This window comes from Alloalcanivorax balearicus MACL04 (assembly GCF_025532145.1).
Lineage (GTDB): Bacteria > Pseudomonadota > Gammaproteobacteria > Pseudomonadales > Alcanivoracaceae > Alloalcanivorax > Alloalcanivorax balearicus.
Map to the genome: position 1 here is coordinate 23,458 of NZ_ARXS01000020.1, position 22,548 is coordinate 46,005.

The window sequence follows — 22,548 nt, forward strand, 5'->3', positions numbered from 1 at the left end:
AGATCATAAACAGGCTCTACAACACATTGTGCGTGCTAACGAGGGATTGACCGCCATGAACTATTTCGTCACCGGGGCCACCGGTTTCATCGGCCGCTTTCTGGTTGCCCGGCTTCTGAAACGGGAAGACAGCCGGGTCTTCGCCCTGGTTCGCCCAGGCTCCGAATACAAGCTGGAGGCTCTGCGGCGACGACTGGGCGTGGAAGAGCGGCGTCTGGTGCCGATTACCGGCGATCTGACGAGAAAGAGCCTGGGCCTGAGCAAGCGGGACCTGGATGACCTGACCGGCCAGATCGACCACTTTTTCCATCTGGCCGCGATCTATGATCTCAATGCGGACGAGAACACCCAGCGTTACACCAATATCGAAGGCACCCGCCAAACCCTGAAACTGGCGGAGCAGCTGCAAGCCGGCTGTTTCCATCATGTTTCCTCGGTGGCCGCCGGCGGACTCTATCCCGGCACCTTCTCCGAGGACATGTTCGAAGAGGCCTCCGGCCTGGACAATCCCTATCTGCTGACCAAGCACGAATCGGAAGCCCTGGTGCGCCAGGAAAGCCAGATCCCCTGGCGTATTTACCGGCCGTCCCTGGTAGTGGGCCATTCCCAGACCGGGGAAATGGACAAAATCGACGGCCCGTACTACTTCTTCAAACTGATCCAGAAACTCAAGGATTATCTGCCCAACTGGTTCCCGCTGGTGGGCGTTGAGAGCGGCCATTTCAACATCGTGCCGGTGGACTTCGTCGCCAGTGCACTGGACCACATCGCCCATCAGCCCGAAGGAAACGGCCAGTGTTTTCACCTCACCGCCGAGCGCAGCTATAACTTCAGTGAGGTGATGGACATCATCGCCGGTGCCGCCCAAGCGCCACGCATGCCGGTGCGCCTGGATAATCGCGTCTTCAATGCGGTACCCGGTTTCGTCAAAAAGGGCGTCAACGCGCTGACCCCGAAGGCCCTGATCAACCAGTTGCTGGAAAGTCTGGACATCCCCCCCACCATCGTTCAGTTCCTGGCCTTTCCGACCCAGTACGACAACCAGCGGACCATGGCCGCGCTGGAAGGCAGCGGCATTGGCGTGCCGGATCTGGAAAGCTACATCCAGCAGTTATGGGATTTCTGGGAAAACCACCTGGACCCCGAGCGGGATCAGCGCAAGGACGAATTGCAGCCACTACCGTCTTTGCCGGACAAGGTGGAGGACAAGATCGTGCTGATCACCGGTGCCACTTCCGGGATCGGCAAGGCCTCGGCCCTGAAGCTGGCCCGCGCCGGCGCTACCGTGTTGGTAGTGGCCCGCACTCCGGAGAAACTGGAAGAGACCCTGCACGAGATCAAGCAGGTGGGCGGCATCGCCCGAGCCTACCGTTGCGACGTCTCGAAGCTGGAATCCGTGGATGATCTGGTGAAGGAGGTTCTGGCGGATTACGGCCGGGTCGACATCCTGGTGAACAACGCCGGCCATTCGATTCGCCGCTCGGTGGTCAACTCGGTCTATCGCTTCCACGATTTCGAACGCACCATGCAGTTGAACTACTTCGGCTCATTGCGGCTGATCATGCGCCTGTTACCGAGCATGCTCGAACAGGGCAGCGGACACGTCATCAATATTTCCAGCATCGGCGTTCTGACCAACGCACCGCGCTTCTCCGCCTATGTGGCGTCCAAGGCCGCGCTGGATTCGTTCACCCGTTGCGCCGCCAGCGAGCTGGCTCACCAGGGTATCCGCTTCACCACCATCAATATGCCGTTGGTGCGCACGCCGATGATCGCGCCCACCAAGCTGTACAATCACGTGCCCACCATCAGCCCCAGCCAGGCGGCGGATATGATCTGCGACGCCATCGTGCGTCAACCCAAGCGGATCGCCACCAGTCTCGGCATCCTCGGCCAGGTGATGCATTTCATTACCCCCCGGGCCACGGAAACGATCATGAACACCGGCTACAAATTGTTCTCCGACTCCGCGGCGGCGGTGGGGCGACGCGAGCGCACGCCGAAGCGGATCAGCCGCGAGCAAGCCGCCTTCTCGCGGCTGTTCAAGGGGATTCACTGGTAGCGGGTTCATTCCACGCGGCACCATTAAAAAAGGCCCCGCCGTGGGGCCTTGAAAAACCGGATATACCGGAAGCATACGCAGCGGGGCTTGCGCCCCGGAGAGAATAGTCGCCGATCCACGCCTGGCCGCCCTTGATACAGATCAGGGTTAGGGGTGATCCACTCCGGGTGGAGCCGCCTCCGCCAGAAACGCCAGCATCTCCCGATTCACTTCCGCCGCCTGTTCCATCTGGATCCAGTGCCCGCACTGGTCCAGTACCACGGTATTCAGATTCGGCACGTAGTCCGGCATGCGTGCCAGAGCCTTCTGACTGAACATCAATACCGGGTCTTGCATGCCACCGAGAAACAGCACCGGCGCCGGGATCGTCCAGTTGTCGTCAGCGCGGCTTTCTTCCCAGGACGCATCCATGGCCCGATACCAGTTGAGCGCACCGGTAAACCCGGTCTTGTCGAAACGGGCCACGTAGTAATCCAGGTCTTCCTCACGCATCCAGCGCGAGGGCCGAGCCGGCACGCGCATGGAATCCAGCACGCCGCTGTCGTCCGGCGCCACCTGGAAGTTGGCCATGCCTTCGGCGGAAAGATTGTGAAACAGAGCCCGCAGGCTATAGCGAACGTCCTCTCCAAGCTCCCGCTCCGGCACTTCGGCTTGCTGAAAATAGAGCATATAAAAGAAATGATCTCCGAACAGCTCCCGCATCGCCTCGGTGGGCGCACGCGGCGAGGGGCCGCCGTAGGGGACCGACAATCCCACTACCGCCGTCACTCGCTCCGGATAGGTCCTGGCCACTTCCCATGCCAGCGCGCATCCCCAATCATGCCCCACCAGCACCGCCCGCTCAGCACCGAGGGCGTCGATCAAGGCCACCACATCCTCGGCCAACCGGGACAGTCGGCAGTCCTCCACCGTCGCTGCTCCACGAGTTTCGCCGTAGCCGCGCAAATCCGGCGCCACGGCGTGGTATCCGGACTGAGCCAGCACCGGCAACTGGTAGCGCCACGAGGCCCAGCATTCCGGGAAGCCGTGCAAACACAACACCAAAGGGGCGCCCTTGACGCCCGCTTCGGCAATGAACATATCCAGACCGTTGGCGGGCACGCGCCGCTCTTGTATAAATCCCATCGTGATTTCCTGGAACCCGCTTTTCCCGGGACAATAAACCCGAACTACCCGGCTACCGGATGCGTAACGCATCCGACACCGAAGCCCGTCATGCTGGTTGGGTGGAAACGAGGCCCATTCCATGGTTCCCTAACCTGCGTCATTCTGGCAATGTGACACCGGAGCCACAACCTGGCAAGCCGCTGGCGGGGACGGACCTCGATCCATTCCTCGGCGGGGCGGCCATTCAGGTAGAATACCAATCCGATGTCGACGGCACCCGGTCCGGGCATGAGCCATCCCCGGCAACGGCGCGGCGATACCGCCGGTCAAGCTTCAGCAAAGACGGGCATTAGCAAAACGGGCTCTAGGAACAGCAGCGTGGACGATCCTTCAAGACAGCAACCGCAACAAAAGAAGCACCGGTTCCGCCGGCTGTTGCGCCCTTATCTGCCCGCCTACTTCCCGGTGGCGTGGAAGATGGGTCTGTCGATCTCCGCCATGATTCTTTTGGGCATGGCCGTTCTCGGCACCCTCCTGCTGAACAATCAGCTTGAACGTATGCGCCAACAGGCGGACAGCTTCGGTGGCGCCATCGCCTCCCAATTGGCGCATACCGCCCGTGAACCCTTGCTGGCCGAGGATCGCTTCCTGCTCAAGGTGCACATCAATAATCTGGTCCGCAGTGACAATATTTACGGCGCTACCCTGTTTGACCGGGACGGCGGCCTGATCGATGAAGCGGGAGTGCAGCCGGCCCGGCGCGGCCCCTTGAGCGAAGCGGGCGTCAGCCGTTGGACCATGGCCGGCTCGCCCATGAGCACCTATATTTCCCCGGTAATGGTCAACGATATCCAGGTCGGCGCGGTGGCGATCACTCTCTCCGATCAACCTATCGCTCTGGCCCAGAAAGAGGTCCGGACGGCCATGATCACCGCCACCGTGATCATGGGGCTGATCGCCATAATCGCCTCTTTCGTGATCAGCCGCCGGCTGTCCCAGCCAATCCGTGATCTGCTGGCCGCCACCAGCGCCATGCGGCGTGGCGATTTGCAGTTCCGTATTCGTGAACGCCGCAATGACGAGATCGGTCTGCTGATCGAAGCCTACAACAGCATGGCCCATAGCATGCTGGAGAAAGATCAGGTGGAAAGGGTACTGCAGCGTTTCGTCAGTCCTTCGGTGGCGAAAAGCATGATGGCCGACCTGGATCAGGTCACCCTCGGCGGTCGCGACGTCAACGCCACGGTGGTGTTCGCCGATATCGTCGGCTTCACCCGGTTGTCGGAAAGCCTGGCGCCGGAGGCGGTGGCCCATATGCTCAACGTTTACTTCGATGCCGTCGCCTGGGCGGCGGATTCCTATCGCGGCACCATCGACAAGTACATGGGTGACTGTGCCATGATCGTGTTCGGGGTGCCGGAAGAGGATCCCGAGCACTTGTTCCATGGCCTCTGCTGCGCGGTGATGATCCAGCGCCTGATCCAGCGCCTCAACGAACATCGGCAGGCCCGTGGCCTGACCACCGTGGAATTCCGTATCGGCATCAATTCCGGCGCCATGCTGGCCGGGAACCTGGGCTCCCGTGACCGCATGCAATATACGGTGGTCGGCGATACCGTGAATCTGGCGTCACGGCTTTCCAACATGGCCGCCGCCGGCGAAATCATCGCCGCCGCCGCCGTGTTCAAGGACGCCAACATCGCTCCCCGGGTGCGGGCGCTGGAATACGGCTCCATGCGCGTTCGCGGCCGGCAGGAGCCGGTCAGCACTTACCGGGTCGATGGCGTGCACGCCTTGTCCGAGACTCTGATGGAGCAACGTATCGCCCAGTTCCTGACCCGCCTCAACACGGACGGACACCGTGCATCGTCCTGATTCAGCGCGCCGCCCCCCTCTTCTTTTATTGGCCGGACTGGTCGCCCTGAGCGCATGCCAGACCACGCCACCATCACCGGAGGTTACCCGGAAGTCGCTGGAACAGTCGCTCCATGAACACCGTTATCGGGAAGCGCTGACCATGCTGGATGCGCGCCTGTTGCAAGACCCGGATCAGCCGGAACTGAGCCAACAGCGTGAAGACATCATCAAGGCGAGCCGCGAATACCGAGAGCAAACCCTGGCGGAAGCGCAGCGTCTGGCCGGGCAGGAGCAATGGCGTGACGCCCAGGGACTGCTGGAGTCCACTGGCGGCCATTTGATCCATCCCGGCCCGCTGGTGGCCTTGCGCGAATCACTGCACCAGCAGGAAGCCCGGCGCCTGCGGCAACGCCTTTCCGAATGGTGGCAAGCCCAGGCCCGCGCGCTGTTGGACAGTGCCGCTCTGGACAGCGCGCTCACCGGCTACACCCTGCCGGAGGCGGGACAAACCCTTGAACTTCGCCAGGCCTTGAAAGCCGATTTGACCGAGCGGCTCACCAAGGTGGGTAACACCTACGCCGAGCAAGGCGACTGGTCACGGGCGCAGCGAGCCTTGCATCTGGCGCATCAGTTGCAGCCGGATCAACCCGCGCCTGAGGCCCTGGGTCAGGCGCAACAGGTATTGGCCCGGGCACGCCAAAGGGCCGAGCAGCAACAGACTCAACGCCAACGGGAACGCTCTGAGTCGTTGATGACGGCCTACCGCGAGAGCGGCTCCCTGAAGGACCTGCTGGCGATACGGGAGTACCTGCGGTCCGCCCCCAACAACCATCTCACCGCTTTACGCGACGAGGTGGAGACGCTTTGCCGTGAACGCTACACCAAGGATATGGCCACCGGGGATGCCCTCTACGCCCGTGGTGAATACCAAGCCGCGTACGCCATCTGGCAGGAACTCAAGCCCCTTGCACCCGACAACGTGGAGCTCAACAAGAAACTGGAAAGAACCCGGCGGGTCCTCAACAATCTGCGGGCCCTGGACGCCACCTCATCGGAATAGCCCGCGCCTCTCTCGTCTGAACAAGCGCCAACTCACCGAAAAGCTCTGAAAGGAAGGAGAGGAAGCGGCTGGGACTCCAACCGCTTCCGGAGGGGGTTATTGTTCGTCGCCGGACTTTTTGTTCTGCGCCGCCGAGCCCTGTTCGGCGTTGATCACCGGTCCGGAGGCCGGCGGCACCACACTCTCATCGGCGCTGCGCTGCTGCTCACGCTCATAGGCCCGGCGATAGTCGTCGGAGGTGCTGGTACGGCCATTGAACAGGCGATCGACCCGGGTAGGCAGCGGGTTCTTCACTTCCTGTACCAACTCGCCATTCTCATCGACGCTGAACTGCATGGCAGTGATCCCCATGTACTTGTCGCGCGTCATCTCCACCAGACGTTCATTGCTTTCCAGGATGGTCGGTTTGATGAAGACCATCAGATTGCGTTTCACATGGGTCTCGCTGGTGGAGCGGAACAACACGCCCAGGAGCGGAATATCCCCTAGTAACGGCACCTTGCGCACCGTCTTCTGCACATCATCGCTGATCAAACCGCCCAGGGCGATGGTCTGACCGTCATCCGCCAGCACCGTGGTGGTCAACTGGCGTTTGGTGGTGATGATATCGGAGGCGGAGGAATCATCCTTCACCGCGGAGGTTTCCTGGTCCAGTTCCAGCCGGATGGTATCCATACCCGCCAGATGCGGAGTTACTTTCAGGGTCAGCCCCACGTCTTCCCGCTGGATGGTGGTGAACGGGTTGGCGGTGGTGGAACTGGAGGAAGTGGACTGCCCGGTAATGAACGGCACGTTCTCCCCCACGATGATGGAGGCTTCCTGATTATCCAGTGTCAGGATGCTGGGCGTGGACAACAGGTTGGTATTGGTGGTGCTGGCCAGGGCCTGAACCAGTGCGCCCCAACGCAGGTTGCCATCCGCATCGGTTTCGCCGAAACCGGCGGCGATACCGTCGCCCAGCGTCAGATTGGTGGGATCGTCGGTAAGCATGGCCTGAATCAGCCCTTGCACACTGAGCCCCTGACCGGAGAAATTGACACCGCCATAGCCACCGCTGCTGCTACCGGCCAGATATTGAAAGCCCAGACTGTCGGCCTTATCGCCGGTGACCTCGACAATCGCCGCCTCAATCAGGATCTGGGTGCGGCGCACGTCCAGCTGGCTGATCACCGATTGCAGTTCGTTCATCATTTCCGGTTCGGCGCGAATCACCAGAGCGTTGAGTGACGCATCCGCCTGGATCGACACTTTATTGTCGCCGGTGCCGGCCACGGCGGCGCCGCTGGCACCGCCCGCGGCACCGCTACTTTCCCCGCCCTTGCGCACCGCCGCCGCCCCCTGGGCGAAATTCATCAGCAGTTCGGCCATATCCTCGGAATCGCCGTGGCTCAAGCGAATCACCTGAACCCGGCTGGAGGCGGAAGACGGCGTATCCAACCGCGTGATCAATGGCAGCAAACGCGCCCGGGTGGCCCGATCGCCTTTCAGGATCAGGCGGTTGGTGCGTTCATCGGCCACCACCGTGGCGGACTCCGTTCTCGGTGCACGACGATTACCGCCCCCGGCCGCCTGCGTGCTACTGACCAGTTGATCGAGTAACGACACCATGTTGCCGGCAAAAGCGTGCCGCAGTTGAACAATTTCCACCTCCTCGCTTTCGGTATTGTCGAGGTGGTGAATGATGGCGCGCAGGCGCTGAATGTTGTCCGCGTGGTCGCTGATAATCAGGGCGTTGGCGGAGCCTACCGCCGCCAGGTGGCCGTACTGGGGCACCAGGGGACGCAGTACCGGCACCAACTCCTCCACCGGAGAGTTTTGCACCGCGATCACCTGGGTCACCAGTTCCTCACCGCCGGCCTCGTTGGCCTCGGTCATCGGCAAGTTGCTTTGCTTGGCGGTGGTGTTGGTGACGATCTTGACCACATCACCGGAAGGCACCGCGGCGTAACCGTGCACCTGCAATACCGACAGGAACAGCTCATAGACCTCGGCGGCCGTCAGCGGCTGATTGGATATCACCGTCACATCCCGGGCCCGGACCCGCGGGTCGACCACGAAATTCTTGCCGGTCATCTCCGCCACCTGGCTGATAAACGCCTGTATATCCGCATTGCGAATATTGACGGTCCATGTCTTGCCATCGGCATTCTGCACCACCTGGTCCTGGCCGGCGCGCTGCGCGTGGGCCGGCAGGCTCACGGACACAACAAGGACAGCCAGGAGGCTGCCTAGGGCCGGTGCCAGGAGCCTCTTGGCAGAAACTCCGCGGTGCTGTTTCAGGGGCTCCATAAAGGTCTCGCTACGGTGGATAACTCACGGTGAATTCCTGATCGCCACGCTGTACCACGATGGTGGCGCTCTGGGACTCCTGGAACGACTGCAACGCCGCCAGGTCATTTTCCTCGGTGCCCAGGGGGTACCCGTTCACCGACAAAATCACGTCGCCCTGATTCAGGCCGACCTGCTCAATCAGTTGTTTTGGCGCGGAAGAGCCCAGCGAATACCCCTGACTCTCGCCACCGGCGACGGCCTTGAGACCGAGCTGGCGAATCAGGGTGGTGCGCTGCTGGCCAAGGTCCGCCTCAGCGGACGGTGACGGCTCCTGGGGCCGTCTTGGCGGAGGGGGAGGCGGTGGCCGCGACGATGCCGAAACCCCGCCGAGCGCGGCCAGCTCGTTCAAACGCAGGGTTTCCAACTGCCCCACGCGTTTGAGAATGATACGGTCGGCGTAAATTTCTTCGACGGTGGCATTGCCCGGCAGGGCATCGCCGATGCGGTATAGTTCGGCATCGCCGCCGCTTTCAGCAACGATGGCGGAAGACTGGGTGCGGTCCAGACTGCGGAAGATACCAAGCAGTTGCAGTTTAAGGCGGGTATCCGGAGCATCGACGGGCTTGTCGCTGGCTTCCTCCTGCCCCTGGTACACCCCGAACAGGTTCCAGGATTCCATTTCCGACGGGGAGATACCACGACGGTCTCCGCCCTGCCCGGAGGCGGACACAGTATGCAGCCCTGATTCCGGTACCGGGTCATTGGGACCGTAACTCAGCAGCCAGACGGTCTGTGCGATCACATAAGCGAGCCCCACCAGCAACAGCAACATCACCGCCAAACGGAGCGGAGGCTGCCATTGCTGCGCGTTTCCCCTTTGGGCCCACTGAATCATAAAAGCGTCACTTCCCGTTATCGTTATACCAACCGCCACTGATATCCGCCGTTCCCGTACCGGAACCGACGCCCCAGGGCTGGCCGGATGTCCTTGTTCACCCGGGCCCGCCACATCAACACACGTTCACGCGTGCCGACATCGACCGACCCTACAGCGGACACATTACCGTAATATAAAAAATGCGGTTTTTTTTCCAGTGCTATATTTCAGCGTCCTGGCGGGAACGGCTGACTCATCTGGAACACCACATCGGAGGGATCCCCCCCCTGGCTGACCCCGAGCAATTGGGGCCACGCCCTGAATACTTGTACGTTCAGTTTTTGTTCCGCCACCCGCGCGGCGAACACTTGCTTCTGTTCGGGGTCCGTCACCACCAGCGACGGACCGGTCTCCACCATACTCAGACGTCCCTGAAGTGGCGGTACCGGCGCGGACTCACCACGTCCCCAGCCAACCGTGCCCCCACTGTAATCAAGGGTACCTTTGGCATCGACCACGGCATCATCGGCGAGTTCCAGGGCAATCAGTGTCATCCTCACCGTGCCATCGGCCTGACCCTGGGGAATATAGCGGCTCACCATGGCCACCGGCACATTGGCGCGCCACTGCTCCAGGCGCCAGTCGCCCCAGGCAACGCCCAACCAGCCTTGCACATCCAAATCGTTGGATACCATGGCCAGATCAAGCCCCGGCGTCAATCCGTGCCAATTGACCTCCCAGCGCACCCGCCCCTGTTGATCGCGCCAACTGACCGCCGCGGAGCCGCTCCACCAGCGGCCCCGGGCGTCGGCCAGGGTCAGCGGCGCACCGCCCAGGCGCAGTTGCGGAATACGTTCCACCAGCACCGCCGCGGGCATCAACACAATGAGAAACAGGATCAGGCTGACAACAAACACCGCCCCCAAGGCGAAACCACGACGCATCATTTCGATCCAACATCCGACATCCTGCCAGGCACACGATGGTGCTGACACAGACGTTTATTTTTCATGGCATCCATGGTCATGAATCCACTACCCCAATGAACTTGCCTGGCCGAATCCCGACGGACCGGCTGGTACGACCGCGCCACTAACGAAGCCGAAACGCTAACTGTACCTCAATCCGGAGCCTGCTAGCACCTGATCAAATACGGCCAATGCCGCGCGGTAGGCAAGACGGCGCGATTTCACAAGAAGGGGCGCCAGGGTGGGCCATCACAATGACACGCTCATGACGGCCCAACCCGGGGCGAATACTTATGACCCAACCGTGACAGGCGGTGCCGAAACAAGAGAGAAGGAGGCCTGCATAGCGCAGCGGAAAAAGATCGTTGCCCCGGGAGCGGGGGCAACGAGAATATGCCAATTGTCTGGATTGATGCTTGATGCCGCCCGACCACATCGACGGCGGGCAACATGCCGCCAACAGGTGAACCGCATTAACAAGACGAGCCGTGACCGCCATGACCGTCATTTTGTCATGGAATATTCACGGAACCGGGGATTTCAGGAAATGGAAACGTCGGCAAGCGCCGGGGGACGCCCAGGGACCAAAGGCCCCTGGGCGGGTGGCGGGACAATCAGAACGGTTATGTATACCTAAGTTTGTAAACTTCTAAATTTCCCCAGCAACAATGGGGCTTTTCTCAATAGGGAGAGCACTGAGAAAAAGTTTATGTAAACAAATGCCGACCGACCAACGAGGTTGTTTACAGTCCTCCACGAACCCGTGAAGCGTATAGGCTTGAATGGACAGGCAGGAACTATACAACTGGCAGATCAAGCTTGACACCGAAGTGCCCCGCATCCGCAGGTGAACGGTGCCACCCGCCGACTATCATTGCATCACACTTACAGACGATCTGCGCATGGCCCAATTGTTTTAATTGCTTTCGATAAAGGCGCGCATTCTGTCGCGACAGATACCCTACTCTCTGTCCTTCAATAGTCACTCGAACGGCTCGATTGTCATGCGGATTGGAATCCTCCAAGTAAAGGATGGCCTCTGTCACATACTCGGCGCCGTCCTCTGAGCGACCGCCACTGATGGCACCGCATGCACTCCTCCACAATGGCCCTGGTGGTGTGCCAGTCATCTGAGGCCGCATTCCAGCGAATTATCTCGTCGGGTGTGGTGTACGCCTCCCACACCCGTTCAATCGGGGCTCGTACGTTCGTCTCGACGGTGAGTTGCATAGCGGCTCTCTCCAGTTTGGTGGCAGCGGGTTGTTCACTGCCATTTGCGGGGGTGAACAGCAGATATTATCGTGCAAAGGCCTATTGTGACGTAGGCAGAAAGCGACACGGGCGGCGCTTGCCAGGCGCTGCGACCATCCTTCTGTGTTGCATTCCGCGTCCCGCTGTCATGCCTATGTCATACCGACGATCTACCATCCTTTCATGATCGATCTGTAGATCAAAGTTACTTATTGATTACATGATCGAATCAGCATGCCGGAAGGAGCCGCAGTTTGCCCTCCCGATTATTCGTTGGAAGACCTCGGAGCATCACCATGTTTGCAGAGCAGCAACGCGAATATCTCGACAAGGGATATACGAAGATTGAAAGCTTTTTCTCCGCGGAGGAAGTAGCGAAGATTCTTGAAGACGTCAAGCAAATTGAATTGGGAGCTATTGGCGTAGCTTCGGACAATGAGACTTACCAGTTCGAAAAGAAGAATGGCGAGACGACGAAGCTACTGCGTCGCGTCGAGAATCCTCACCTTTATTTCGATGCAATAGATTCTTTGGTCAGGTCGGAAAAAATCGTCGATTTGCTTCGGCATTTCCTGGGCGAAAACATCCGTTTGCACAATAGCAAAATCAACTTCAAGCCGCCATCAGGCGCGCCAGTCCAGTGGCATCAGGACTGGGCATTCTATCCCCACACAAACGATGATTTTCTTACTCTCGGAATTTTCCTCGACGAGACAAGTGAGAAAAATGGCGCGATGGCATGCTTGCCAGGCTCCCACAAAGGAAAAGTGTACGACCACCGGAACGTCGAGACGGGCGAGTTTTGCCACGCGATCTCTCGCTCCAACTGGGACGAAGCGCTCGACCCGACAGAAGGGGAGTTACTGACGGGACCCGTAGGAACTGTCACGTTGCATCACGTCCGGACCCTTCATGGTTCAGGCCCAAACCACTCAACGATCAGGCGGCGTTTTCTGCTCATCGGCTATGCCGCGGCTGATGCCTGGCCACTTCTGGGCTGTGGCAACTATGGGGATTATGAAAGCCTCATGGTCTCTGGCCGATCCACCGTATTCCCGCGCATGGTGGAACTCCCTTTGACTGTCCCGTATCCGTTGTCGATGTACGGTGATCGCATCTTTGAAAGTCAACGAGCTTTGACTCAAAAGTACTACTGAAGTCTTTAACTCACTGAGGTCATAATGCAAGTTTTTACTCTGTTTTCGAAATTCAAGAAGGCGTTAACGCGCGCCATTCTTGCCTTTATCGCCACAATCATAGTGTGCACACCCGCGCAGGCAGCTGAGGTTGTCAATGGTAAACTTCACCTGCGTTTTGCAATTGCGCCGGTGCGTCCAACGCCTAGCCAGACCATCAAAGAGTTTGAGCCGATATTCAAGTATCTCGCCGACCAGCTCGGCGCGACCTATGAAATCGTCTCCCCGGAAAGCTGGGCGGCAATATCTGTGGCAATGACAAATGGCCATGTCGATGTGGGCTGGCTCGGACCCTGGGGCTATGTCTTGTCGAATAAAAAGGCCGGCACCGAAGTGCTTGCAACGGCCAAGTACCGCGGGGAGCCGTTCTACAAAGCCCTCATTGTCGGTCGCGCCGATCTGCCGATCAAAAAATGGCCCGAGGACGCGAAGGGTTTGAAGCTGTCACTCAGTGATCAGGGCAACACTTCTGGCTGGCTCATCCCGATGGCGTACTTCAAGAGCATCGGCATCGACCCTGCGAGCTATTTTGAATATCGTGAAGGTGCCACGTTTGGCCAGAACGAATCACAGATTCAGCACGGACTGATCGACCTCGGATCCGATATGGATCGGGGCCGGAACGGGATGATCGAAGCGGGTCAAATCGATCCTTCGAAGTCCAAGATCGTGTGGGAATCCAGCAAGCTGCCGAACGACGCGATATCCGTGCCGAAGGATTTTGATCCTGCTCTGAAAGCGCGCATCACGGAAATACTGACGTCCTTGTCCGAAGAGAAAGCACAGTCGCTGATGGGCTCGGGCTATAACGGCTTCGTGAAGGCAAAGCACAGCGATTACAAGGTAATCGAAGACGCCGGCCGCATCCTGGGAAAACTATAAAGCACGAGGGGTCCGTTCTTGGATGAGGGCAGCGGACGACAAGGTGGACTGACGCACGCCAGCTCCTTGTCTCCGCTGCACGAACATACGGGCGCGCATCGCGATACCACAGAGGATGAACCAATGAATCAGCGAATCGAAGAAGTCATGCTGGCTAATGTCAAGAGGGACGTAGCCAGGAGAAAGCGGCATTTTGCAACGTCGGTCGTAGTACTCAGTTTGCTGGCAGTGGCCTGGTACGTGTGTCAGATAGAATTCCAGAAGCTAGGCGCCGGTTTACCGAGACTATGGTCATTCGTCGTGCAGATGTTTCCACCCGACCTGAGCGACCTGGACGTCATTCTAAAAGGGGCTGGCGAGACGCTCGCCATGGCGACGATTGGCACGATATTCGCCACAATCATGGCATTTCCGCTGGCACTCATGGCTGCGCGTAATACCTGTCCGAACAAGTGGACCTATCGGGTATCCCGCGCCATCCTGAACGCCAGCCGCGGCACGGAGACATTTGTCTATGCACTTGTATTTGTAGCAGCAGTGGGCTTCGGTCCGTTCTCCGGCGTACTGGCCATTACTTTCCACATGGTAGGGGCAATCGGCAAAATGTTTGCTGAAGCCATCGAGCCCGTTGACCAAGGGCCATTGGATGCGCTCGCCTTGACCGGTGCCAGCAGGGCAAAGATTATCCGCTACGGTCTGATCCCGGATGTTATGCCGCACCTGATCGCGAGCGTTCTATACATTTGGGAATTCAGTGTCAGAACGTCCACAGTACTGGGCATCGTAGGCGCAGGTGGAATTGGGCAGACCCTGAAAGATACTGTGGACTTGTTGGAATTCAACAAGATGATTACGGTACTGGCGGTTGTATTGCTGATGGTGTCGGCAATCGATTTCATCAGTGACCGGCTCAGGTACTTGATATTGGACACAAAACGCGAGGGATTCGAAACTCTCCCTGCGAATAACTGATTGCTTCACGTATTACTGGAAGGGCGGTTCGCAATGAAAGATGTAGCGTTGCAGTTAAAGAATGTCGGTAAGTCATACGGCAATAAAGTTGTCCTGGAATCGATTGACTTCGAAGTACGTCACGGCTCAATGGTTGCCTTGCTCGGCACAAGCGGGGCAGGGAAGTCGACGCTTTTCCGATGTCTCACTGGCCTTGAGCCGATTGACTCCGGTTCTATCGTGGCGCTCGGAGAATCCATACATGAACTGTCTCCGGCGCGTCTGCGGGCAGTACGTGGCCAGATCGGGTTCGTGTTCCAACAACTGCACCTGGTGAAAAGGTTCTCAGCACTCGAGAATGTATTGGGTGCGCGTCTGGCAGAGATGCCCATTTGGCGCGTCACATTGAAAAGCTTCAGCCGGGCTGACAAAGTGCTCGCGTTCGAATGTCTGGACCGGGTCGGCATGCTCGATTATGCAAACACGCCTACGCAACTGCTGTCAGGCGGTCAGCAACAGCGTATTGCGATAGCGCGAGCCTTGGCGCAGAAGCCCAAGATTATTATTGCGGACGAACCCGTCTCCAGCCTCGATCCGCTGACGGCGCGCTCGGTTCTGCAAACGCTGAAAGCCGCGGCTACAGATCTTAATGTCGCGGTCCTGTGCAGCCTGCACCAGGTAGACCTGGCACTTGAAGTGTCTGATCGAGTCGTGGGATTGCGGGATGGGCGAATCAGTTTGAATATGGCTAACCAACCGAATGATCAAGGCATGATGCAAAAGATACGATCCATTTATCAGCAGCGTGCCGTACACAGCGACAGAGACGAGCCGTTGCAGCGGCATGTCGCGTAGTTCGTTCCTCAGAGGTCCCATGAAACCAAGAATCGTAACAACGCATCGAATCCACCCTGACACGCTGGCCCTCCTTGAGACCGCCGCTGAAGTAATTTCCAATCAGTCCGATTCAACCATGTCGCGGGAAGAGGTACTGTTGCGCACCAATGATGCGGACGGGATGATGGTGTTTATGCCGGATAGCATAGATGCGGATTTTCTATCCGCGTGCCCCAATCTGAAGGTCATCGGCGCCGCGCTTAAAGGATATGACAACTTTGATGTCGAGGCATGTACCCGCCATGGGATTTGGTTTACGATTGTTCCTGATTTGCTTACGAGTCCCACAGCTGAACTAACGATTGGCCTGTTGCTGAGCATCACACGGAATATGCTGCAAGGTGATAATTACATTCGATCACGCCAGTTCAATGGTTGGACCCCGCGGTTTTATGGCACAGGTTTGACGGGTAAAACCGCCGGCATCATTGGGACGGGAGCGGTCGGGCGGGCGGTCGCAAAGCGGCTGGCCGCCTTCGATATGCAAATTCAGTACACGGATCCGCAGCCTTTGCCGCAAGAGTCGGAAAGGGCATGGAATGCGAGCAGAACATCGCTGGACCAGCTATTGGCGACAAGCGATTTCATCATTCCCATGCTGCCGATGTCGTCAGATACCCACCACACCATAAATGCTCGGGCATTAGACCGCATGAAGCCCGGTGCGTACCTCGTCAATGCCTGTCGCGGCTCCATCGTAGATGAGCGGGCCGTGGTGCATGCGCTTCGGACGGGGCATCTGGGCGGTTACGCCGCAGACGTCTTCGAGATGGAGGAATGGGCGCGTCCCGACAGGCCGCATTCTATTCCTGACGAATTGCTTGATCCTGCTTTACCCACATTCTTTACGCCTCACCTGGGTTCGGCGGTCAAATCGGTACGGATGGAAATCGAGCGTGAAGCCGCCCTCAGTATCCTCGAAGCGTTGCAAGGGCGCATTCCACGCGGAGCGGTCAACCATGTTGGAGCGGGGAGATGACTGAGTGATTAATCTCGATCACGTTGAGAGTTTTCTGGCCGTAGTCGCAGCCGGGGGCTTCCGCGACGCCGCAAAACAACTCGACATTTCGCAGTCGACGGTGACGCAGCATATCAAGAAGCTTGAAGAGTCGCTTAAGATGGAAGTGATCGTGCGAAGCAATGCCGGTTGCAGCTTGACAGCCGAGGGTGAAACTTTTTTGCCGTATGCGCAACAGCTCGTCAACCTGGCGTGTAAAGCCGGAACTCTATTTGAAAAGAAAGATGAAATCACGATTGGTGCGAGTTCTAACACGGGCATATACTTGCTTCAGCCATATATAAAAGAGTTTGAAGAGCGAACGCCATTTTCAGTCAAGGTGGTCATCGATAGAAACGAGGCGATAGCGCGGACCATAGAGAATTACGACCTGGACATCGCTGTCGTCGAAAGATGGGACGAGCGCCCGGGATTCGCTGCCAAGCTGTGGCGACGAGAAGAGCTGGTACTTATCGTACCGCTGGGGCATCCGTGGGCGGGCATGCGGAGTGTTGGGCCGAACCAGCTTGAAAACCAAGTCTTGATCGGAGGCGAGGCGGGCTCGGGCACCGGACGGGTCCTTCGGCAGTATCTCGGTACACGGGCAAATACGCTGAGTGTTTCCTTGCAACTGGGCAGTACCGCCGCTGTAAAAAGTGCTGTGCAGGCAGGACTGGGGATATCAGTCGTGATGAAAGCGTCCGTCGAGAACGAGTCCCGACTTGTCTTGTTTTCAACGGTTCCCTTTGAGGGCGATCCGCCCCGGAAGGAGATCTACATCGTGTTTCGGAATGGCATGCTGAAGCATCCGTCCATCGCTGCTTTCGTCGACATACTTTTGAGCCGTCCGCACTAAATCGGCTTGTGAGCTCGGCTTGTAATGCCGCCGCCGACCCTGGGCGCCGAAGTTCGGGCTGTGGCGTCGCCACACCGATTCTTTCCACGGCAGCTTCGGCTACGACGGAGTGAAAGATATGGGCGAGGGCAACAAACAAAATAGCCAGTCAAACGACTGGCTCTTGAAATTTTGAGGACAAAACCTTTGAAGTCTAGCCTCTCATCCCGATAAAGTGACCTGCTCCGTTTTTTCATACCACCGCCATTTGGGAAATGGCATGGATTGATAAACAGTTCCTCAAGCTTTGGGCCATTTGCAACGGCGTCAGGTAGCCCAAGCTGGAATGCGGTCGTACCTCGTTGTAATGGCGCCGCCAATCCGCGATGACGATTCTGGCCTCGATCCGGTTGCGAAACCATTCCAGACTGAAGCACTCGTCACGCAGTTTGCCATTGAAACTTTCGGTGGTGCCGTGCTGCCATGGCTTGCCCATAGCGGGGATACCGAAAAGCTAACTCCTTCAGCAGAAGTTTGCCTGCCGGAGCCTCTCTTCGCTGTGAGATGGTATCGGTTGCGCAGGTACAGATTAGACGGTATTGAGCTGGTACTGTGCAGGGCCATAGACCGACGCCCGCATCGCCCCATACAAGCTTATTAATAACTCGTAATCTCGCAGTAAGGTCAACTACAACTTGGCAGCCTTTCGGACAACTCCGAGTTTAGTTTGATCTCGGTGAACTCTTGGCGGCGGTTGGCTCAGCAACTGGGCATCCAGGCCCCGGTTGCTAGCGTTGTAAGCCCACACAACAAACTGCTCCAGCAGTCTTTCGTTCTCGACCTTAAGCCGGGCATTTTCGGCCTCAATACGCTCAAGACGTTCTAAAAGCGCCTGTGCTTCTGTAGCTCCCAAGCCAAGGGAGCTTTTTGACCGAGCATTTGGAAGCCCTGCAACGCGGCTCTTCGTTAATTGGAAGGCCTGCTTTATGCGAACCCGCTGATTTAGGGCTTGTCTTGTGTATCGGGCGTTAAGTCGTTGCTCGACAATCTCAATGAGTAATTCCCAAGTAAGCTTCCCCTCCCAGCCGTCGAGAATGCTAACTATGGCTTCTATATCCTGGTCTTCCAAGTTACGTGCTCGAACTTTCGGCCTATTTCTAGCCATCATTTTTCTCCATCGCGAGCATCAGGTTGCGCATGGTTTCAGTCGATATAATCGCACTAGGAGAGGGCTCCGGCCGGTGCGTTAAAGCGGCCCGAGCTACTTTGGCTTGCTCGATTCTTGACGGGACAGGAAGGTTTGACAGTTGGATGACCGCACCATGAGGAATACTGGGGTCATCAAGAAGGGCACACAATTGAGCCAGCCTTTTTACCGTCAGCTCGTGATGGTCTACCCACCGACTAGCTCCAAAGTAACCGTCAGCATGAGCCTGCTTGGCTGCCTCTAGATTCTCTCTAGCAGTCACCAGCTCATCCCGAATCCTGGCTGACCGAACCTCATCGCCTTTTACGCAGACCTGCTCAGAACAATTGAGGCAGTCAGCATGTAGCTGGCAGGGAGCCATGGTGTAATCATGGATACACACACCGAATTCGGTAGTATGAGCAGTCGGAACTTTAAGGCGGGCGAATTCATCTCGGTGAATTACGATGCGCTTGGGAAGATTGGCCAACGGGCCAAACATCTGGCTGTCATCCCCTAATGCACCACGAATCTTTAATACTAGCTCATCAGCGGACACATGGTCATACGTCGCATTTTCGCGAATGTCCTTCCGTCCGGACCATTTGGCAACATCGAGCTGGCTCAACCCCCCCGCTTGTGCCAGTGTATTTAGATAGTGCCGGAACTGGTGTGTCGTAACCTTGATCGGGCTACCGTCAGGCTCTGTAAATCCGTAACGACTAAAGATGGTTTCATGGTGACTGCCTGTTTTCGGGCCCAGCCTGTTGTTCACCTGGTTGATGCTTACTGTCGCAACAACCCCAGGCCAAGTAGCCTTATCCGCCGCTAGGTCATTTCTACATACAGTGAAGAGTGCGTCGCTATACTTCAGACCGAGATCCTTGTTTAGCCAAGGAGCGTGCAATGGGAGCATGGATAGTACATTGCGCTCAATATCAACGAAGCGATAGCACCGTACCCCGCCAATAGTGGCTGTCTTTATGTTTTTGTTCCGGTACCACAAATTTATGATGCTCCGGTCCACGTCCTTTCCGAAGAGAACCCGTCCGACTTCAATGTTCTTAAGGTACTCTTGCCCTCTCAAGTATTCAAACTCGGTCGATAAATAAACTTGATTCGGATTTTCTTCGTACCATCGCGCTACATTACGAGCGTGATCTGTGCGTTTGCGTATCTTCGCAATCGCGTCTACCACCACATCGACCATGGACGGAACGATCCATTTCACCATTGGGTCAGCGCCCTTGGCAGGCCACCACCGAAGACCATAGGCCTCCGATCCATCCGATTGCTTTTGCCGTACCTCACAGTCAACGGACAAAAGGAGGACCTCATTAATTCGGTCAGGAGCAGCGCACAGGATTGCAGCAATAGATGACACCAGCACGTAGGGAGTTTCATCTGCAAGCCGGAAGACTTTCGGAAGCGCTTCTAACGCCGCTTCCGAAGGCAACTTTGCGGCGCGCTCCTCATCAAATTGCTTACCGACTCTGCCCCTATCCCGTTGTCGTTTTATAGGATTCTGCCAGTTATTGGATGGAATCATGACAAGGCGGTGCCTTTCTAAGAAAGACGCAATTCGCTCAATTTGGTTTCCAGTACCAAAAGCGCTACCCTGGAAACATTCGCCCGCCATCTGAACCGCCCCGGGTTTTGTAGAGGCTCCAACATCTGAGAAAATGGAGCTATGAAGAAGCAAAACAAATTTTCCCCTGAGGTGCGCGAGCGTGCCGTACGTATGGTTCTGGAGCACCGGGGCGAGTATCCATCGCTGTGGGCGACCATCGAATCGATTGCGCCTAAGATTGGCTGTGTGGCGCAAACGCTGAACGAATGGGTGCGCAAGCATGAGATCGATTCCGGCGTGCGCGACGGGGTGCCTAGCGCCGAGCGCGAGCGTGTCAAAGAACTGGAGCGCGAGGTCAAGGAGTTGCGCCGAGCCAATGAAATCTTGAAACTGGCGAGCGCTTTTTTTGCCCAGGCGGAGCTCGACCGCCGATTGAAGTAATCCGACGGTTTATTGACGAGCATCGGGAAACTTACGGGGTCGAGCCACTTTGCAAGGTCTTGCAGATTGCCCCGTCAGGCTACCGACGTTATGCCGCACAAAAAAGGAATCCGCAGCTACTGTGTGCACGCGCCAAGCGAGATGCGGTTCTGATGCCTGAGATTCAGCGGGTTTGGGAGAGGAACATGAGGGTCTACGGGGCCGATAAGGTCTGGCGTCAGTTGCACCGTGAAGAGCACGCCGTGGCACGCTGCACGGTGGCGCGGTTGATGCAACGTATGGGCATCCAGGGAGCCAGGCGCGGCAAGTCGGTTCGCACCACCGTAGCCGACACGTCGGCACCATGCCCACTGGACCACGTGAATCGGCAGTTCAAAGCCGACCGTCCTAATCAGCTGTGGGTATCGGACTTCACGTACGTATCGACCTGGCAAGGCTGGTTGTACGTGGCCTTCGTGATTGACGTGTTTGCCCGCCGTATCGTGGGCTGGCGTGTCAGCAGTTCCATGCATACCGACTTCGTGCTCGATGCGTTGGAGCAGGCGTTGTACGACCGTCAACCGGCGCAGACCGATGGTCTGGTGCATCACAGTGACCGGGGTTCTCAATACGTCTCTATCCGGTACACAGAGCGACTCGCTGAGGTCGGTATCGAGCCCTCGGTGGGTAGTCGTGGAGACAGCTACGACAACGCCTTGGCAGAGACTATTAACGGCTTATACAAGGCCGAAGTGATCCACCGTCGAGGCCCTTGGAAAACCAAGGCATCGGTCGAACTGGCTACTCTGGAATGGGTGTCATGGTTCAATCATCACCGACTGCTGGAGCCAATCGGGTATATTCCACCGGCAGAAGCCGAAGAAAATTATTATCGGCAACTGACTAAAAAGGTCGCCCTCAAGGTCTAACTTAAACCAACCAGCCTCCACGGAACCCGGGGCGGTTCATGTACCGACTGCGAGGGTTGCTCCCTAAGCCAGTCAAAACAGTCTGCGTGGTACAGCGTTGCAAGTCCATGCCGAAAAATCGGAATGTCGGACACGTCGGCCGTAGGCTGGCTCACTTGACCAGTCAGCCGGTAGGTCCCTCTACCCACGCGCTCGAAAACCCCAGGCACATTGAGATTAAGGTAGGAGCGCACCGAGGATGCTGAGACATTACCAATCCGAGACTCGACGGCTTCCTGAATGTCGTGAATTGATGCGCTCGTCGTTGTGGACAGAAACTCCACGATCGAATCTCGTACACTCCCAGGGGCATTACGCAACATACCTTCCTCCATAGCGCTTAAGCATAGCAATTTGACGTCCAGACGTCAAATTGCCAGGGTCTGATCTATAGATGCGTTGCAGCTCACAAACACAGGCCTATAATACTGTATATTTATACAGTATTATAGGCCTGTAAGCAACCTGCGGCATCCCTAAGCTCTCCCGTCAAGTAATCAACGGTCGATAGCGCCTCAAAATCGACAAATACTGAGGATTAAGCGTCAAAAGGGCTCACATCAGACACTCAAAGCGATCCCCCCAAGTCTCGGTTGAACGCGAATTCGTACGGCATTTCTGCAATATATCGAGGATCATTGGGTGCTTTTCGCCATTCTCACGTAGCCTCAGTGCCGCTACATCAATGGTCATACCTGCCCCCGCAATCGACGCAAAGCTACTGAAAAATACTCCGATTTATCGCGTTGTTTGACCTCGGTTAACCGGGGGCAGATCTCGATTTAACTGCGCCTCGCTTATCCCAGCCTGATATGCGTTATATGCCCAGCGTGCGAACTGTTCCAAAAGCTGCTGGTTTTCCTCTTCCAATCTCCGGTTCTGTGCAGTTAATTTTTCTATTTGCTCAAGCGCCACCCTGAGTTCGGGATGCAACAACTCATTTTCATATGCCTGAGGCAGGTGACGTTCTTTGCTTACTGCATATGCCAATTTAATCCTATGGTAGCGATTTAATGCCTGCCTAGTGTAGCGCCGAAATAGTTTCCGCTCGATTTCGTCAATTAAAAAGCTCCAAGTTAGGGGAGTGCCACTCCAACCATCAAGAATATCTACGATCCTGTCGATATCCGATTCCGAAAGGTTTTTAGCTCGCTTCTTTTCTGCCATATCAATCGCTCGTCAGACGTTTTCCC

Annotated in this window: 18 protein-coding genes, 1 pseudogene and 1 other annotated feature; of the genes and pseudogenes, 10 read left to right on the forward strand and 9 right to left on the reverse strand. The window is 57.2% G+C overall.

Annotated features, from left to right (window positions below):
• The first annotated feature begins 55 nt into the window (after positions 1-55).
• Entirely contained in the window at positions 56-2,062 is a 2,007-nt protein-coding gene (locus tag MA04_RS15690) for an SDR family oxidoreductase (RefSeq protein WP_163125778.1), read from the forward strand.
• 147 nt (positions 2,063-2,209) lie between these two features.
• Here the strand turns inward: MA04_RS15690 and MA04_RS15695 are convergent, their stop codons facing one another.
• Positions 2,210-3,187, reverse strand: coding sequence for an alpha/beta fold hydrolase (locus MA04_RS15695; protein WP_163125780.1), 978 nt, complete (start codon positions 3,185-3,187; stop codon positions 2,210-2,212).
• A 360-nt stretch (positions 3,188-3,547) separates the two neighbouring features.
• On the opposite strand from MA04_RS15695, the gene MA04_RS15700 reads away from it, so the two are divergent.
• Both MA04_RS15700 and MA04_RS15705 read left to right on the forward strand, forming a co-directional pair.
• A complete protein-coding gene (locus MA04_RS15700) occupies positions 3,548-5,044 on the forward strand; it encodes an adenylate/guanylate cyclase domain-containing protein (RefSeq protein WP_022995819.1) in 1,497 nt (498 codons plus the stop codon).
• Positions 5,031-6,086, forward strand: a complete 1,056-nt coding sequence (locus MA04_RS15705) for a hypothetical protein (RefSeq protein ID WP_163125784.1) — start codon at positions 5,031-5,033, stop codon at positions 6,084-6,086. The genes MA04_RS15700 and MA04_RS15705 overlap by 14 nt, the downstream gene beginning before the upstream one ends.
• A 96-nt stretch (positions 6,087-6,182) precedes the next feature.
• On the opposite strand, the gene gspD is transcribed toward MA04_RS15705, so the two are convergent.
• The 4 genes from gspD to MA04_RS21805 form a co-directional block, all read right to left on the reverse strand.
• Positions 6,183-8,291, reverse strand: a complete 2,109-nt coding sequence (gspD, locus tag MA04_RS15710; protein WP_163125786.1) for a type II secretion system secretin GspD — start codon at positions 8,289-8,291, stop codon at positions 6,183-6,185.
• A gap of 94 nt (positions 8,292-8,385) precedes the next feature.
• The gene (locus MA04_RS15715) at positions 8,386-9,252 is read right to left on the reverse strand and encodes a type II secretion system protein N (protein WP_240342743.1); all 867 of its coding nucleotides are present in this window, start codon (positions 9,250-9,252) and stop codon (positions 8,386-8,388) included.
• Positions 9,253-9,461: 209 nt separating this feature from the next.
• Positions 9,462-10,181, reverse strand: coding sequence for a type II secretion system protein N (gene gspN, locus MA04_RS15720; RefSeq protein ID WP_262461483.1), 720 nt, complete (start codon positions 10,179-10,181; stop codon positions 9,462-9,464).
• 1,023 nt (positions 10,182-11,204) lie between these two features.
• Positions 11,205-11,432, reverse strand: a complete 228-nt coding sequence (locus tag MA04_RS21805; RefSeq protein ID WP_121739573.1) for an SRPBCC domain-containing protein — start codon at positions 11,430-11,432, stop codon at positions 11,205-11,207.
• 317 nt (positions 11,433-11,749) lie between these two features.
• On the opposite strand from MA04_RS21805, the gene MA04_RS15725 reads away from it, so the two are divergent.
• The 6 genes from MA04_RS15725 to MA04_RS15750 all read left to right on the forward strand — a co-directional run bounded on the left by MA04_RS15725 (position 11,750) and on the right by MA04_RS15750 (position 17,232).
• On the forward strand, positions 11,750-12,610 hold the full coding sequence (locus MA04_RS15725) for a phytanoyl-CoA dioxygenase family protein (protein ID WP_003118418.1): 861 nt from the start codon (positions 11,750-11,752) through the stop codon (positions 12,608-12,610).
• 24 nt (positions 12,611-12,634) lie between these two features.
• The gene (locus MA04_RS15730) at positions 12,635-13,531 is read left to right on the forward strand and encodes a phosphate/phosphite/phosphonate ABC transporter substrate-binding protein (RefSeq protein WP_013743894.1); all 897 of its coding nucleotides are present in this window, start codon (positions 12,635-12,637) and stop codon (positions 13,529-13,531) included.
• A 123-nt stretch (positions 13,532-13,654) separates the two neighbouring features.
• Positions 13,655-14,503: a phosphonate ABC transporter, permease protein PhnE gene (gene phnE, locus MA04_RS15735; protein WP_013743895.1), complete on the forward strand. Its 849-nt coding sequence runs from the start codon at positions 13,655-13,657 to the stop codon at positions 14,501-14,503.
• 33 nt (positions 14,504-14,536) lie between these two features.
• Positions 14,537-15,337, forward strand: coding sequence for a phosphonate ABC transporter ATP-binding protein (phnC, locus tag MA04_RS15740; RefSeq protein WP_041682765.1), 801 nt, complete (start codon positions 14,537-14,539; stop codon positions 15,335-15,337).
• 19 nt (positions 15,338-15,356) lie between these two features.
• On the forward strand, positions 15,357-16,358 hold the full coding sequence (locus MA04_RS15745; protein ID WP_026485313.1) for a phosphonate dehydrogenase: 1,002 nt from the start codon (positions 15,357-15,359) through the stop codon (positions 16,356-16,358).
• A gap of 4 nt (positions 16,359-16,362) precedes the next feature.
• The gene (locus tag MA04_RS15750; RefSeq protein ID WP_013743899.1) at positions 16,363-17,232 is read left to right on the forward strand and encodes a LysR family transcriptional regulator; all 870 of its coding nucleotides are present in this window, start codon (positions 16,363-16,365) and stop codon (positions 17,230-17,232) included.
• Positions 17,233-17,464: 232 nt separating this feature from the next.
• Here the strand turns inward: MA04_RS15750 and MA04_RS15755 are convergent.
• From MA04_RS15755 to MA04_RS15765, 3 genes and pseudogenes are all read right to left on the reverse strand, one after another.
• Positions 17,465-17,704 (reverse strand): annotated as a pseudogene (locus MA04_RS15755) (integrase core domain-containing protein); the annotation flags it as partial.
• 195 nt (positions 17,705-17,899) lie between these two features.
• Positions 17,900-18,340 (reverse strand): hypothetical protein, encoded by a 441-nt coding sequence (locus tag MA04_RS15760; protein WP_231586609.1) that lies wholly within the window; start codon positions 18,338-18,340, stop codon positions 17,900-17,902.
• Positions 18,341-18,368: 28 nt separating this feature from the next.
• Positions 18,369-20,036 (reverse strand): integrase, encoded by a 1,668-nt coding sequence (locus MA04_RS15765; RefSeq protein WP_013743901.1) that lies wholly within the window; start codon positions 20,034-20,036, stop codon positions 18,369-18,371.
• Between the two features lie 51 nt (positions 20,037-20,087).
• Here MA04_RS15765 and MA04_RS15770 point away from each other — a divergent pair.
• Positions 20,088-21,316, forward strand: a protein-coding gene (locus tag MA04_RS15770) for an IS3 family transposase (protein ID WP_394356160.1) whose coding sequence is annotated in 2 segments (ribosomal slippage) — positions 20,088-20,376 and positions 20,376-21,316 — 1,230 coding nt in all. Because the reading frame shifts where the segments join, the coding sequence is not laid out codon by codon here.
• Positions 20,366-20,482 (forward strand) — a sequence feature (AL1L pseudoknot). (Overlaps the previous gene by 117 nt.)
• A 777-nt stretch (positions 21,317-22,093) precedes the next feature.
• Here the strand turns inward: MA04_RS15770 and MA04_RS15775 are convergent.
• Positions 22,094-22,522, reverse strand: a complete 429-nt coding sequence (locus MA04_RS15775; RefSeq protein WP_041682769.1) for a hypothetical protein — start codon at positions 22,520-22,522, stop codon at positions 22,094-22,096.
• Positions 22,523-22,548: the final 26 nt, after the last annotated feature.

Coding starts and splice junctions, on each gene's coding strand:
- MA04_RS15690 (WP_163125778.1), top strand. CDS start 56: ATGAACTATTTCGTCACCGGGGCCACCGGTTTCATCGGCCGCTTTCTG.
- MA04_RS15695 (WP_163125780.1), bottom strand. CDS start 3,187: ATGGGATTTATACAAGAGCGGCGCGTGCCCGCCAACGGTCTGGATATG.
- MA04_RS15715 (WP_240342743.1), bottom strand. CDS start 9,252: ATGATTCAGTGGGCCCAAAGGGGAAACGCGCAGCAATGGCAGCCTCCG.
- gspN (WP_262461483.1), bottom strand. CDS start 10,181: ATGATGCGTCGTGGTTTCGCCTTGGGGGCGGTGTTTGTTGTCAGCCTG.
- MA04_RS21805 (WP_121739573.1), bottom strand. CDS start 11,432: ATGCAACTCACCGTCGAGACGAACGTACGAGCCCCGATTGAACGGGTG.
- MA04_RS15725 (WP_003118418.1), top strand. CDS start 11,750: ATGTTTGCAGAGCAGCAACGCGAATATCTCGACAAGGGATATACGAAG.
- MA04_RS15730 (WP_013743894.1), top strand. CDS start 12,635: ATGCAAGTTTTTACTCTGTTTTCGAAATTCAAGAAGGCGTTAACGCGC.
- phnE (WP_013743895.1), top strand. CDS start 13,655: ATGAATCAGCGAATCGAAGAAGTCATGCTGGCTAATGTCAAGAGGGAC.
- phnC (WP_041682765.1), top strand. CDS start 14,537: ATGAAAGATGTAGCGTTGCAGTTAAAGAATGTCGGTAAGTCATACGGC.
- MA04_RS15745 (WP_026485313.1), top strand. CDS start 15,357: ATGAAACCAAGAATCGTAACAACGCATCGAATCCACCCTGACACGCTG.
- MA04_RS15765 (WP_013743901.1), bottom strand. CDS start 20,036: ATGGCGGGCGAATGTTTCCAGGGTAGCGCTTTTGGTACTGGAAACCAA.
- MA04_RS15775 (WP_041682769.1), bottom strand. CDS start 22,522: ATGGCAGAAAAGAAGCGAGCTAAAAACCTTTCGGAATCGGATATCGAC.